This window comes from Massilia sp. CFBP9012 (assembly GCF_034045115.1).
Lineage (GTDB): Bacteria > Pseudomonadota > Gammaproteobacteria > Burkholderiales > Burkholderiaceae_D > Telluria.
Genome location: NZ_JAXCWM010000005.1, coordinates 1 through 13,582 on the forward strand (window position 1 = coordinate 1; position 13,582 = coordinate 13,582).

A 13,582-nucleotide genomic window follows, 5' to 3' on the forward strand; every position below is an offset into this window, starting at 1 on the left:
TCCCACCCCTTCCCATCCCGAACAGGACCGTGAAACGACTTTGCGCCGATGATAGTGCTGCAACCAGTGTGAAAGTAGGTTATCGTCAGGCTAGTTATAAGAAAAACCCCCACCAGCCTACGCGCGCTCAAGATCGCGCGTAGTGCAGGTGGGGGTTTTTTGCTTTAACCGCGCCTTATTCGAACCTGAAATTCACCCCCGCCATATAGGTCGCGCCCGCATACGCATCGGTGTACACATTCGGCGTCCCATCCGCAAATTGTGCAAATCCCCCCGTCGTCGTCCCCGTATGAATCCGTCCGAGATTCCGCCCCTCGAGGAACAACTCGATATTCTCATTGACCCGATACCCGATTTTCGCATCAATGTACCGCGTCCCCAGCCTGAAGCTGGGCGCCCCAGGCGCATAGACCGGATTCCGAACAGTAGTCAGCCCCTGCGCCGGATAATTGTTGATAGCGGTCGAATTACAGCCCGATATGCAACTGAACTTCTCGGCCACGAACTGCACCGCCACCCTGGCCGATAACTTGCCATCGTCATACCACAGCGACGCGTTCCAGGAATGGTGGGGCTCGCCGGCCACCGGCATGACGGTACCGGTCAGCAGATCGCGCACGGCGGTCCCGGTCAACTTGGACTTGTTGCGCGTGTAGTTGGCGTCCATGCCAAGATAGCGCAGATACCACGGCAGGAAGGTGAACGCAGCCTTTCCCGACAGCTCGTAGCCGGTACGGGTGTTCGGCAACTGATTGATCCAGCGACGGTAGTCGAACTGCTGGTCTGCCAGCGGCTTGCCGGTCTGGCTGTCCACCTGGTTCGAGCCGGCAAACAGCGCGGCGGCATTGACCGCCTCGATCAGCGTCGGTGCACCGATGACGCCCTCCTGCCGGTACACGGCGCCGGCGAGCATGTAGTTCTTGTTGGGATACCACTCGAGCGACAGGTTCTGGTTGTGGTTGGTCATCGGCTCCAGTGACGGATTACCCATGGTGCCAGAGCAATATTGTGCGCGAGGCTCGCCGTCAGCATCGAGTTGGTCGGTGAATCGCTCGTCATAGAAGCAGGTGCCGCTCGGGATCAGGCGGCCGCCGGGCGGGCGTGCGACGGTCTTGCCCCAGTTGTAGCGCAGTACGAGCTCATTGGGCAGAAACCACGTGTTCAGGTTGATCGAGGGCAGGTAGTCGGTGCTGACGTCCGAGATCTCGGTATCCCGGCGGTAGATCGCCGTCGTCACACCGTTGGCATTCTCCGGGTCGGCGGGATTGAAGCTCGGGTTCTTCACCGTCGACTGGAAGGCCAGCTGGCCGGTGCCGACCACCCCGGTGCGCACGATGCGCACGCCGACGTTGCCATCGAAGGCTATGCCGAACGGCAGCGGACGTTCGCTGAACGGTATGCGGTCCAGGCTGAAGTCCGTCATCAGGTAGCCCGCATCGACGGTTTCCACCAGCTTGTTCATCGGCTGGGCATACATCTGGCCGTCGCTGCCGGCGCAGGATTTCACGCAATCGAGGTTGTAGTTCGGTACGCCGAGCAGCTCATAGAGTTTGCCGATGTCGATCTCGGTCCAGCCGCCAATCAGCCCCGCCGGACGATCGGGATCGCCGCCGTAGAACTGGGATGTCGGCTGCTTCGTATAGACCTGCGCGAACATGTCCCGGAACTGGTCGGCGGTGATCTGGATCGTCCCGCCGAGATTGGCGCGCGGGTCGGCATTGGGGGTATAGCCGTACTTGCATGGCCGCCCGCCTGGCCCCAGCGAGCCGGGGGTGTCTTCGCAAATCTGGTAGGTGGTGCGCAGATTTTTATTGGGGACGTAAATGCCTGGAATATAGCCTGGCGTGCCCCAGGTGCCTTGGGGCTCCTGGACCGTCATGCCGCCGGTGCCCCAGGCCGAGTAGTCGCTCTTGCGGCGGTTGTATCCGACCTTGAAGCGCGGCAGATAGCCGTTGGTGAAGTCGCTGGTATTGAAGGCCACATCGAGTTTCACGGTGCGCTCGGTCTGTTCGTTGATGCGCGCATTCTGCAGCGAGAGCGTCCTCGCCGGATCGATCAGCGGTAGCTGGTCCGCGGTATAGGCGGGCGTCGCCGGGCCGAATGCATTGCCGGCGAAAGCGGCGAGTGCCGGCTGCGGCCGCAGCGCGAAGTAGTTGTTGGGATTGTTGGGATCGAAGCTCGTGGTCGGCTTGTAATCCCATATACCATTCGATAACAGGTTTGCCTGGACGGGCCCCGTATAGCCGCTCATGCCGGCGCGCCGCTCGTAGCGCGAGAAGTCGCTGCGCGCATCGCCCAGCAACAGCTCGGCGAATACGTAGCGATTCTTGTAGGTGCCGCCAGCCTGGGTGTAACGCGATTTTTCCCGAATATTGAGCATGGTGTTTTCGACACCGAAACCGCCATCGGCAATCGTGTAGCCGGTTAAATGGTGGTTCGCGTCGACCGTGACGGAGTTCGGATCGATATTCGACGTCGACCCGTTGGCGGCGCCCCCGCCACGCCAGCTCAGGTCCGGATACAGGAAATAGCCAGACGCGGGTACTACATTGCGCGTCGCCCATGCGCCGTTGGGCAGCTGGGTCGGCGACACCGTGTCGGTGAAGGATGGGCCGATATAGCCATTCGGACCGGTGACTGCCGTGCCGTTGAAGGCTGGGCCGCCGTAGCCCGCGCTGCTCGCTTCCGAGACGATATTGCGTGACGAGCGGCTGTGCTTGACGTAGACCTGCAGGCCGTCGCTGACCTTGAAATCCAGGCGGATGTCGCCCGAGTTGCGGTCTTCGTCCTGGCGATTCACGAAGTAGCGGGTACTGCTGGGCACGTAATCGTTCCATTGTCCCAGGCAGGACAGCAGTTCCGTCTGACGCTGGTTGATCGCACTGGTACGGGTGGCGCCAGCCACGATGGCGTTCGCCTGGGCCTCGGACAGCAGTGGAAATGCCTGGTAACACGCCGCCTTGGTTTGCGCAGCGGCCGATCTGGCCACGATTTCCTGGGGTGTGGCTGCGTTGAACGTGCCGCCACCGATGAGATTCGATGTCAGCAGCGGTGTCGTCGACAGCGGATCGTCCAGTTTGACGGTACCCGGTTGGAATGAGAACGTTTTTTCCGGCGAGTTGTCGAAGTCCAGCGGACGATAGGCGCCGACGGCATTGCTGCTGCCGCCCTGGTTGATCGAGTGCGACTCGTGGGCAACCTTGCTCCTGGAAAGATTGACCAGCACGCCCAGCCGGTCGTTCATCAGTTTTTTTACGCCGACGAGGTTCAGGTTGGGGTTGAGTTTTTCATTGAGCGTGTTTTGCATTCCTGCGACACGCATCGACAGGTAATCCTTCTTGAAGTCCAGGCCATTTCGGGTGGTGATGCGCACCGAGCCGCCAAGTGCCCCTTCTACCATGTCGGCGGTGGAACCTTTCACCACGTCCACGCTCTTGATCAGGTCGGACGATAGCTGACGCATCTCGACGGCGCGTCCACCGGCCTGGTCCGAGCCGGCGTTCATCCCGCCCAGCAGATCGGCGCCGCCGGCGGACTGTACGCCCTGTCCATCGAGTTCGACGCGGGTCAGTTCCGGGCCGTTGCCCCGGATCGAGACCGAGATCCCTTCGCCATAGTCGCCACGGTCCACGGCCACCCCGGCGATCCGGGAAATCGCATCCGCCACGTTCCGGTCCGGGAAGGCGCCCACGTCTTCCGCCACGATGGAATCCTGGGCGGTGTCGGCTTGTTTCTTCCTGCCGATCGCGCTTTCCTGGGCCTGCCGCGTACCCACCACGCGTACGGTGGTGGGGGCACTGGCGGGACTGCTTGTCGTTGAGTCCTGCTCCGTTTGCCCGGCCTGTTGTGCGTGCACCGGTACGCCGGTCGCAAGCGAAGCCAGGGCCATCGCAACCGCGCCGGACAGGCGCCGTGTACGGCAATGCATTACTGTATGCCTGCTCATTCTCGTCTCCGTAATCTTTTTTATGGACCGCCAGATTACGACTCGCTAATACACTAGTGCATGTCTAACGGAAAAGAATCACGGAGTTGATTGCGCTGGAAAGTCGATGGTATGTTGCCACCAGGAGTTGTCGGTGGCAGTGAACGGCGGCCGGCCGGCCGCCTGAATTACTGCGCCGTCACCGTCACCGGCTCGGCCGTCGGGGCCACGCTTTGCCCGCGGCTGATGCTGTCGCCATCGTTGCGGCGCAGGCGCCAAAACACGGCCGAGGAAAGCAGGGTCAGCACCGCCAGGACGGCGAAGCCATGGTGCAGGGCCTGCGTCACCTGACCCTGGTTGGTCTGCGACACGCCGCCCAGGAACCAGGCGGTGACGATCGATCCGGCCGCCAGGCCAAAGCTCATCGACAACTGCTGGAACGAGCTGGAGATCGTGCTGGCCATGCTGGTATCGGCCGGCTCAACGTCGGCATAGGCCAGCGTATTCATGCTCGAGAACTGCAGCGAGTTGAAGAAGCCCTGCATCAGGCCGATGCCGACGATCACCGCCAGCGGCGTGCCGGCATCCACCAGCGTGAACATGGCAATGGTCACGCCAATCATGATCGTATTTACCAGCAGCACCCGGCGATAGCCGAAGCGCGCCAGCAAGCCGGGTGCGAACACCTTCATGCCCATCGCCGCCAGCGCCGCCGGCATCATCAGCAAGCCCGATTGCCATGCCGGCAGCCCCAGCCCCAGCTGGTACAGCAGCGGCAGTAAAAAGGGCAGGCCGCCGACGCCGAGCCGGGTGACGAAGCCGCCCAGCACCGCGATGCGGAAGGTGCGCACCTTGAGCAAAGTCAGGCGCAGGAGCGGGAACTTGGTACGGCAGGCATGCCAGGCATACGCGCCCAGCAGGCCGAGCGCCAGCAGGAACAGCAGGCCGGCCGTCATGCCGTCGAGCGTATGCTCGCCAAATACTTCGAGCACCCAGGACAGCAGGGCGGTGCCGCTGCTGAACAGGATCAGGCCGGGGACATCGAGCGGACGCCGCTGCTCGGCGCGATAGTCAGGCATATAGCGCCAGACAAAATACAGCGCAGCCAGTCCGACCGGGATATTGACGAAGAAGATCACGCGCCACGAGGTCCAGTGCACGATCAGGCCGCCGACCGTCGGCCCCAGCAGCGGCCCGATCAGGGCCGGGATGATGACGAAGTTCATCGCCCCCAGCAGCTCGTTCTTGGGGAAGGTGCGCACGATCGACAGGCGGCCGATCGGGATCATCATGGCCCCGCCCAATCCTTGCAGCAGCCGCGCGCCGGTCATCATGTGGGCGCTCACTGACAGCCCGCACAGCACCGATGCGAAGGTGAACACGGCAATGGCCGTGAAGAACACGCGCCGGGTGCCGAAGCGGTCGGCCATCCAGCCGCTCAAGGGAATGCCGACCGCGAGGCCGAGGATGTAGCTGGTGACGACCGATTTCAGGCTCAGCGGGGTGACGCCGAGGCTGGCGGCAATGCTGGGAATGGCGGTATTGACGATGGTCGCATCGAGCTGCTCCATGAACAGGGCAGTCGCAACGAGCCAGGGAAGGTAGCGCTTGAGGGTGGGCGAAGGGGTCAATCGGGCCTCGGAAAAACGGCAGGCGGCAGCGGCCGCCAGAGGCCCGATTGTGTCACAAACTGCAAGATGGCCGCGCCATGGACCGGCCGTTGCCGGCCCATGCGCGCATCATGCACATCAGAAGCGGTACGCCGCCTTGGCGATGAACCAGTTGGCGCCCGCGTTCGGGCTCTTGATACTGGCGTTCGAGTAGTGCTGGTACTTCAGGCCGAAATCCCACTTCTGGGTGGTGTAGCCGATGCCGATGTGGTCGCCGAACTGGAAGGCGGTCGACAGTTCCTTGTCTTCGTTCTTGTACAGGGTCGAGAACAGGTTGACGCCGATACCGATCTCGCCGTACAGGCCGAGCTTGTTGTCATTCTGGTAGCGGAACACCGGGGTGAAGCCGATCGCCGCCATATTCTTGTTCTGGCCGCGGACGTTCTCATAGGAATTCAGGCGCCACAGGGCCAGGTTGCCTTCCCAGTAGCCCGACAGGTGACGGCCGTTGCCGGCGAACCAGCGCTTGTCCCAGTCGGACTGGACCGCGATGCGGTACATGCGCTGCTGCGGGTTGGTGCCGACTTCGAACGAGGCGGAATCGATGTAGCCATTGCCGACGCTGGACTGGGCCGAAGCGAACGGAGCGAACAGCGCGGCGCAGCAAGCCGCCAGGGCGCCAATTTTCTTGGTAGTGATCATGGTTATCCTTGGAAGGAAGAGCGTAATTCTTGTTTGATGCGCTATTGTACTAGCGAGAACAATAGCGTGCTGGCGGCCACGTAACCATGTGGCGAAGGTATCATAGACGCCCGCCAAACCCGAACCACCTCAATAATAATGGCCGAACCAATCGAACCAAGCGTCGCTCCTTTATACCCACTAGCCGCGCCCATGGTGCGCCAGCCCGAACCCGCAGTGCTGCCGCACGACCCGGTAGGCGAGCACATCGCCGCCCATCTCGGCAAGCCCGCCCTGTACTTCCACGAAACACAGACGGACGGCGTCCAGGTAGACATCCATGTGATCGGGCCAACCGACGCCTATCCCTACGTGCGCCTGGTGACGTCGGGCATGAGCAAGCAGCCGATGAACGTGCCGGAAGGCGCACCGGCCTATGCCGAGCTCATGATGGCCTTGCCGGCGAACTGGCAACTGGATGAGGCCGCGATGCAGGACGAGCGCTGGTACTGGCCGGTCGCCCTGCTGCGCCACCTGGCGCACTATCCGCATACAGAGCGTACCTGGATCGGCCTCGGCCACTCCTTGCCGAACGGGAACCCGGCCAAGCCGTATATCGCCAGCATCGGCTTCTGCGGCGCCATCGTGCTGCCGCCGGCATCGAGCCCGGAACCGTTCCACTCGGTCACGGTCGACGGCAAGGACGTCTATTTCCATTGCGTCGTGCCGCTGTACAAGGAAGAGCTGAACCTGGCGCGCCGCCGCGGCTTCGCGGCGCTGATCGACAAGTTCAACCAGTTCAACGTCACCGACGTGGTCGACCCGGCGCGCAAGAACACGGCCCGGAAGAAATTCCTCGGCTTGTTCTAAGCCTTGAGGCTCATCTCCGCCAGCCGCACCCAGTAGCTGGCGCCGATCGGCAGCAGGTTGTCGTTGAAGTCATAGCTGGCATTGTGCAGCTGGCAAGGGCCGAGCCCATGGCCGCCGGCGCGGTGATCGCCTTCGCCATTGCCGAGGAAGACGTAGCAGCCCGGCTTGGCCTGCAGCATGAAGGCGAAGTCCTCGGCGCCCATGGTCGGTTCGACATTGGCGTCGACCTGGGCCGGGCCCACCACTGCGCGCATCGCTTCGATCGCGAACGCGGTCTGTTCCGGATGGTTCACCAGCGGCGGGTAATTGCGCTTGAAACCGAAGTCGATGCTGGCGCTAAAAGCCGCCGCGATGCCATTCGCCATCTCCTGCATGCGGCGCTCGATCAGGTCGAGCACCCCGGTGGTAAAGGTGCGCACCGTGCCGACCAGTTCGGCTTCATCGGGGATGATATTGGTGGCGCTGCCGGCATGGATTTGCGTGATCGACAGCACCGCGGTGTGCAGCGGGTTCTTCTCGCGCGAGACGATGGTCTGCCAGGCTTGCGCGATCTGCACCGCCACCATCACCGGATCGATGCCGCGATGCGGCTGCGCCGCGTGCGCGCCCTTGCCGCGCACGGTCACGCGGAACTCATTACTCGAGGCCATCATCGGGCCGGAGACGACACCGAAATGCCCTTCAGGGATGCCCGGCCAATTGTGCATGCCATACACGGCGTCCATCGGGAAGCGCTCGAACAGGCCGTCGTCGATCATGCGCTTGGCGCCGCCGCCGCCTTCCTCGGCTGGCTGGAAGATCAGGTACACGGTGCCGTCGAAGTTGCGGTGCTGCGCCAGGTAATGGGCGGCGCCGAGCAGCATCGCGGTATGGCCGTCATGGCCGCAGGCGTGCATCTTGCCCGCGTGGGTCGAGGCATGCGCGAAGCCGTTCAATTCCTGCATCGGCAGCGCGTCCATGTCGGCGCGCAGGCCGATCGCGCGTTCCGAGGTGCCGTTCTTGATGATGCCGACCACGCCGGTCACGCCCAGGCCGCGCACCACGGGGATGCCCCACGCGCTCAGGCGTTCGGCAACGATTTCCGCGGTGCGGTGTTCTTCGTAGCACAGCTCCGGGTGGGCATGCAGGTCACGTCGGATGGCCTGGATCTCTGCTTGAGACGCCAGGATAGGTTCCACTAGTTTCATCGTGTTCTCCTCGCGGTTTGCGAATGTGTCACCACGCTGTCCAGCCTTTGCATGGCATCGTTTTAACTATTGTAGCGTGCCTCAAACAGACTTGACAGAGGAGGGCGCGAAGCCTGCTGGAATCGTATAAAGTATTGGATTCACGCAGTTTTTTCACCGTAGCCTCATAAGAAAATGACCATTACCCACGTCCGTGCGACCTGCCCCCACGATTGTCCCGATACCTGCGCCATCCTCGTCAAAGTCGAAGACGGCGTCGCGACGGAAGTGAAGGGCGATCCGGAGCATCCGACCACGGCCGGGGTGTTGTGCACCAAGGTATCGCGCTATGTCGAGCGCACCTATCACCCGGACCGCGTGCTGTATCCGATGCGCCGCGTGGGCCGCAAGGGAGAAGGAAAATTCGAACGCATCAGCTGGGATGAAGCGCTCGACACCATCGCAGCACGTCTGAAAGACATCGGCGCGCGCGACCCGCAAGCCATCCTGCCCTATAGCTACTGCGGCACCATGGGCCTGGTGCAGGGCGAATCGATGTCGCTGCGCTTCTTTAATAAACTGGGCGCCTCGCTGCTCGATCGCACCATCTGCGCCACCGCCGGCGCCACCGGTTATCGCTATACCATCGGCAGTTCGATCGGTACCGACCTCGAACAGTTCCAGGACGCCAAACTGATCCTGATCTGGGGCGGCAACCCGATCGCATCCAACCTGCATTTCTGGATGCGCGCGCAAGAAGCCAAGCGCCGTGGCGCGACCTTGATCGCGATCGATCCCTATCGTTCGCTGACGGCCGAGAAGTGCCACCAGCACATCGCCCTGCTGCCGGGCACCGATGCGGCGCTGGCGCTGGGCATGATGCATGTGTTGATCAAGGAAGACCTGCTCGACCATGACTATATCGCGCAATACACGCTCGGCTTCGAACCCCTGAAGGCGCGCGCCCTGGAGTGGACGCCAGAACGCACCGCGGAAACCTGCGGCATCACGGTCGACGAAGTGGTCAAGCTGGCGCGCCTGTACGGACAGACCGCGAAGCGCGGCGAAGCGGCCGCGATCCGCGTCAACTATGGCATCCAGCGCGTGCGCGGCGGCGGTATGGCGGTGCGCAACATCACCTGCCTGCCGGCGCTGGTGGGCGCCTGGCGCTTGCCGGCCGGCGGCATCCAGCTGTCGACCTCGGCGTCGTTCCCGGTCAACCGCCCGGCCTTGCAGCGCCCGGATCTGCTGGCCGGCCGCACGCCGCGCACGATCAATATGACTACCATCGGCGACGACCTGCTCAGGCAAGCATCGCCCGAATTCGGCCCGAAGATCGAGGCCGTCATCGTCTACAACGCCAATCCGCTGGCGATCGCGCCCGATTCGCGCAAGGTGCAGCAGGGCTTCGAGCGCGAAGACCTGTTCACCGTGGTGCTCGAGCACTTTCATACCGATAGCGCCGACTATGCCGACATCCTGCTGCCGGCCACCACCCAGCTCGAGCACGTCGATGCGCACCTGGCCTACGGCCACCTGTACATGATGGCGAATAATGCCGCCATCGCCCCCGTCGGCGAATCGAAGCCGAACACCGAATTCTTCCGCCTGCTGGCGACGCGCATGGGCTATGACGACCCGTGCTTCCAGGAGAGCGACGACGAGATCGCGGCCCAGGCCTTCAACAAGAACGATGCGCGCGCGATCCACTTCGACTGGGATTCGCTCAAGCGCAGCGGCTGGAAAAAGCTGAACATGCCGGCCGCGCCGTTCGCCGAGGGCGGCTTCACGACCCCGTCCGGCAAGTGCGAGTTTTTCTCGGAGAGCATGCTGGCCGATGGGCTCGATCCGGTGCCCACTTATATTCCGCCCTACGAGTCTGTTGCTTCTAACCCTGTATTGGCCGAAAAATACCCACTCGCGATGATTTCTCCGCCGGCGCGGAACTTCCTCAACTCGACGTTTGTCAATGTAAAGAGCCTACGTGCAACTGAGGGCGAACCGCACCTCGACATCCACCCGAACGATGCTGCCGCACGCGGCATCGCCCACGGTGAGATGGCGCGTATTTTTAACGACCGCGGTTCGTTCCTCGCCCGCGCACGCGTGACCGACAAGGCGCGTGCTGGATTGGTGGTGGGCTTGTCTGTCTGGTGGAAGAAACTCGCCAGTGACGGCAAGAACGCCAATGAAGTCACCAGCCAGCGTTTGACCGACATGGGCCGGGCGCCCACTTTCTACGACACCCTTGTGCAGGTCGAAAGAGCTGCACCCTTGACGCGAGATGAAACCATCTAGATTTTCCCAGGCCTTCAAGCCAGTCATGGTCGCAGCCGCCGCGGCCCTCATGTTGTCAAGCTGCTCATCCCTCTCCTACTACACCCAGGCCGCGCAAGGCCAGCTGCAATTGCTGACCAATGCGCGACCGATCGACGACTGGATCGCCGATAGCAATACCAACGTCAAGCTGCGCCACCGCCTCGAATCGGCGCGCCAGATTCGCCGCTTCGCCATCCAGGAAATGAAGCTGCCCGACAACGGCAGCTATACCAACTACACCAATCTCGGCCGGCCCTACGTGTTGTGGAACGTGGTCGCCACGCCCGAGCTGTCGCTCAAGCCCATCCAGTGGTGCTTCCCGGTGGCCGGCTGCGTGAGCTATCGCGGCTACTACAGCAAGGCCGAGGCCCAGGCGTATGCCAGGCAACTGCGCGCGCAGGGCAACGACGTCGAGGTCGGAGGCGTGAGCGCCTATTCGACCCTGGGCTGGTTCAGCGATCCCCTGATGTCGACCTTCATCAATTATCCGGACGCCGAGCTGGCGCGCCTGATCTTCCATGAACTGGCGCACCAGGTGGTCTACGTAGCGGGCGATTCGCAGTTCAACGAATCGTTTGCCAGCGCGGTGGAGCAGGCCGGCGTGGAGGCGTGGCTCGAGCGCTTCGGCAATCCCCAGATGAGCGAAGCCTACGAGCGCTACAAAACCCGCAAGAGCGACTTCCTGGCGCTGCTGCTCCGCTATCGCGGCGAGCTGGAGCGTACGTACAAGAGCATGGAGCCCGACAGCGTCAAGCGCGCCACCAAGGCGCGCCTGTTCCTGGCGCTGCAGGACGACTACCAGGTGCTCAAGGCGAACTGGGGCGGCTACGCGGGTTACGACCGCTTCTTCGCCGAGCCGCTGTCGAATGCCCACCTGGCATCGGTGGCGACCTATAACGATTTCGTGCCGGCGTTTCGCGTTTTGCTGCGCCGCGAGAAGTCGTGGCGCGGCTTCTACAAGGCCGTCAACCAGTTGGCCAAGCTCGACAAGGAAGAGCGTCATCGCGTCTTGAAACGCCTGGGCGCGACGGCCACGCCGGGCACGCTGGTGGTGCAGCGCACCATGGGAGCGTCCCCGTAGAGGACCGGTTCCAATCGCGGTAAAACCGCTTGCGCACAGGGGCGCTGCCCGATAGCATCACATCAGCGATGGCAAACCTATAAGCCACGTGCGCAGGCGCGCCCGGCAAGCACCTCCGGCCGCCCGATCAGAACGATAAAAATCGAGACAGAGGTGACCGATGGACAAAATTTGGCTGCAGTCGTATCCCCCAGGCGTGCCTGCGGAGATTGATCCGGATCAATACCGCTCCTTGGTGCATTTGCTCGAAGAATCCTTCAGCAAGTTCGCGGACCGCAAAGCCTATGTGTGCATGGACAAGTTCCTCACCTACGGCGAACTCGATGCGTATTCGAAGCGCCTGGCTGCCTGGCTGCAGAGCCGCGGCCTGGCCCCCGGCGCGCGCGTGGCGATCATGATGCCGAACGTGCTGCAATATCCGGTCGCACTGGCCGCCGTGCTGCGCGCCGGCTACACCGTTGTCAACGTCAATCCGCTGTACACCGCGCGCGAACTCGAGCACCAGCTCACCGACTCGGGCAGCGAAGCGATCATCGTGCTGGAAAATTTCGCCCACACCGTGCAAAAGGTGATGGGCAAGACGCCCGTGCGCCACGTGGTGGTGGCCAGCATGGGCGAGATGCTGGGCGGCGTGAAAGGCATGCTGGTCAACTTCGTGGTGCGCAACGTCAAGAAGATGGTGCCCGAGTTCTCGCTGCCGAATATGGTCACCTTCAAGGACGCGCTGGCCCAGGGCGAGCGCATGCCGTTCAAGCAGGCCGAACTCAAGATCGACGACGTCGCCTTCCTGCAGTACACGGGCGGCACCACCGGCGTGTCGAAGGGCGCCACGCTCAGCCACCGCAACGTGATCGCCAACGTGCTGCAGAGCGAGGCCTGGTCGCAACCGGCGCTGGGCGAGGCCGGCGGCGAGCAGATGACGATCGTGTGCGCGCTGCCGCTGTACCACATCTTCGCACTCACCGCCTGCGCGATGTGGGGCATGCGCATGGGCGCGCTGAACGTCCTGATCGTCAATCCGCGCGACATTCCGGCCTTCGTCAAGGAGCTGGCAAAATACCGCTTCAACATGCTGCCGGCGGTGAACACGCTGTACAACGCGCTGGCCAACAATCCCGAATTCGCCCACCTCGATTTCTCGGCGCTGCGGGTATGCAACGGCGGCGGCATGGCGGTGCAAAAGCCCGTGGCCGACAAGTGGCGCCAGATCACCGGTGTGGCGATCATCGAAGGCTATGGCCTGTCCGAGACCTCGCCGGTGGCCACCTGCAACCGCGCCGACGGCACCGAATTCACCGGCACCATCGGCCTGCCGGTGCCGTCGACCGACATCGCGATCATCGACGACGAAGGCCGCCACCTGGCGCCCGGCGAGATCGGCGAGATCGCCATCCGCGGCCCGCAGGTGATGACTGGCTACTGGAACCGTCCGGACGAAACCGCGAAGGTGATGACCGCCGATGGCTTCTTCCGCTCGGGCGACGTCGGCATCATGGACGCTACCGGCTTCGTGAAGATCGTCGACCGCAAGAAGGACATGATCCTGGTCTCGGGCTTCAACGTCTATCCGAACGAGCTCGAAGGCGTGATCGCCGGCCATGCGGGCGTGCTCGAATGCGCCGTGGTCGGGGTGCCGGACGAGCATTCGGGCGAGGCGGTCAAGGTATTCGTGGTAAAGAAAGACCCTGGCCTCACGGCCGAACAGCTGATGGGCTACTGCAAGGAGCAGTTCACCGGCTACAAGCGACCGAAGTACATCGAATTCCGCGACGAGCTGCCGAAGACGAACGTCGGCAAGATCCTCAGGCGGGCGCTGAGGGACGAGAAAAAGCAGCCGGAGACGGTGGCATAAGCATTGTGACGGGACTTACCCGGCGAAAGCCGCCCCGTCGGGCGGCTTTCGCGTTTTATTGGAACCAACAAGGAAGGC

Annotated in this window: 8 protein-coding genes and 1 rRNA gene; 5 read left to right on the top strand and 4 right to left on the bottom strand. The window is 62.8% G+C overall.

Annotation, left to right across the window (positions count from 1 at the left end; genetic code table 11):
- A 5S ribosomal RNA gene (gene rrf / locus SOM61_RS26525) occupies positions 1–91 on the top strand; the annotation flags it as partial.
- An 84-nt stretch (positions 92–175) separates the two neighbouring features.
- On the opposite strand, the gene SOM61_RS09100 is transcribed toward rrf, so the two are convergent.
- From SOM61_RS09100 to SOM61_RS09110, 3 genes are all read right to left on the bottom strand, one after another.
- Complete coding sequence (locus tag SOM61_RS09100) at positions 176–3,946, bottom strand: TonB-dependent receptor (RefSeq protein WP_320473794.1); 3,771 nt, start codon at positions 3,944–3,946, stop codon at positions 176–178.
- A gap of 167 nt (positions 3,947–4,113) precedes the next feature.
- Positions 4,114–5,556: a DHA2 family efflux MFS transporter permease subunit gene (locus SOM61_RS09105; protein WP_123069893.1), complete on the bottom strand. Its 1,443-nt coding sequence runs from the start codon at positions 5,554–5,556 to the stop codon at positions 4,114–4,116.
- 117 nt (positions 5,557–5,673) lie between these two features.
- Positions 5,674–6,237, bottom strand: a complete 564-nt coding sequence (locus tag SOM61_RS09110; RefSeq protein ID WP_320473795.1) for an acyloxyacyl hydrolase — start codon at positions 6,235–6,237, stop codon at positions 5,674–5,676.
- Between the two features lie 192 nt (positions 6,238–6,429).
- Here SOM61_RS09110 and SOM61_RS09115 point away from each other — a divergent pair, with 192 nt between their 5' ends.
- The gene (locus SOM61_RS09115; RefSeq protein ID WP_320473796.1) at positions 6,430–7,086 is read left to right on the top strand and encodes a suppressor of fused domain protein; all 657 of its coding nucleotides are present in this window, start codon (positions 6,430–6,432) and stop codon (positions 7,084–7,086) included.
- On the opposite strand, the gene SOM61_RS09120 is transcribed toward SOM61_RS09115, so the two are convergent.
- On the bottom strand, positions 7,083–8,273 hold the full coding sequence (locus tag SOM61_RS09120; protein ID WP_320473797.1) for a M20 aminoacylase family protein: 1,191 nt from the start codon (positions 8,271–8,273) through the stop codon (positions 7,083–7,085). The genes SOM61_RS09115 and SOM61_RS09120 overlap by 4 nt on opposite strands.
- 174 nt (positions 8,274–8,447) lie before the next feature.
- Here SOM61_RS09120 and SOM61_RS09125 point away from each other — a divergent pair, with 174 nt between their 5' ends.
- From SOM61_RS09125 to SOM61_RS09135, 3 genes are all read left to right on the top strand, one after another.
- Complete coding sequence (locus tag SOM61_RS09125) at positions 8,448–10,550, top strand: molybdopterin-containing oxidoreductase family protein (protein ID WP_320473798.1); 2,103 nt, start codon at positions 8,448–8,450, stop codon at positions 10,548–10,550.
- A gap of 25 nt (positions 10,551–10,575) precedes the next feature.
- The gene (locus SOM61_RS09130) at positions 10,576–11,652 is read left to right on the top strand and encodes an aminopeptidase (RefSeq protein ID WP_320474116.1); all 1,077 of its coding nucleotides are present in this window, start codon (positions 10,576–10,578) and stop codon (positions 11,650–11,652) included.
- Positions 11,653–11,812: 160 nt separating this feature from the next.
- Complete coding sequence (locus SOM61_RS09135; protein WP_320473799.1) at positions 11,813–13,504, top strand: long-chain-fatty-acid--CoA ligase; 1,692 nt, start codon at positions 11,813–11,815, stop codon at positions 13,502–13,504.
- Positions 13,505–13,582 lie beyond the last annotated feature (78 nt).

What these genes read in the sequence shown, in the direction of transcription:
- SOM61_RS09100 (WP_320473794.1), bottom strand. Translation starts at nt 3,946, where the DNA reads ATGAGCAGGCATACAGTAATGCATTGCCGTACACGGCGCCTGTCCGGC.
- SOM61_RS09110 (WP_320473795.1), bottom strand. Translation starts at nt 6,237, where the DNA reads ATGATCACTACCAAGAAAATTGGCGCCCTGGCGGCTTGCTGCGCCGCG.
- SOM61_RS09115 (WP_320473796.1), top strand. Translation starts at nt 6,430, where the DNA reads ATGGTGCGCCAGCCCGAACCCGCAGTGCTGCCGCACGACCCGGTAGGC.
- SOM61_RS09120 (WP_320473797.1), bottom strand. Translation starts at nt 8,273, where the DNA reads ATGAAACTAGTGGAACCTATCCTGGCGTCTCAAGCAGAGATCCAGGCC.
- SOM61_RS09125 (WP_320473798.1), top strand. Translation starts at nt 8,448, where the DNA reads ATGACCATTACCCACGTCCGTGCGACCTGCCCCCACGATTGTCCCGAT.
- SOM61_RS09130 (WP_320474116.1), top strand. Translation starts at nt 10,576, where the DNA reads ATGGTCGCAGCCGCCGCGGCCCTCATGTTGTCAAGCTGCTCATCCCTC.
- SOM61_RS09135 (WP_320473799.1), top strand. Translation starts at nt 11,813, where the DNA reads ATGGACAAAATTTGGCTGCAGTCGTATCCCCCAGGCGTGCCTGCGGAG.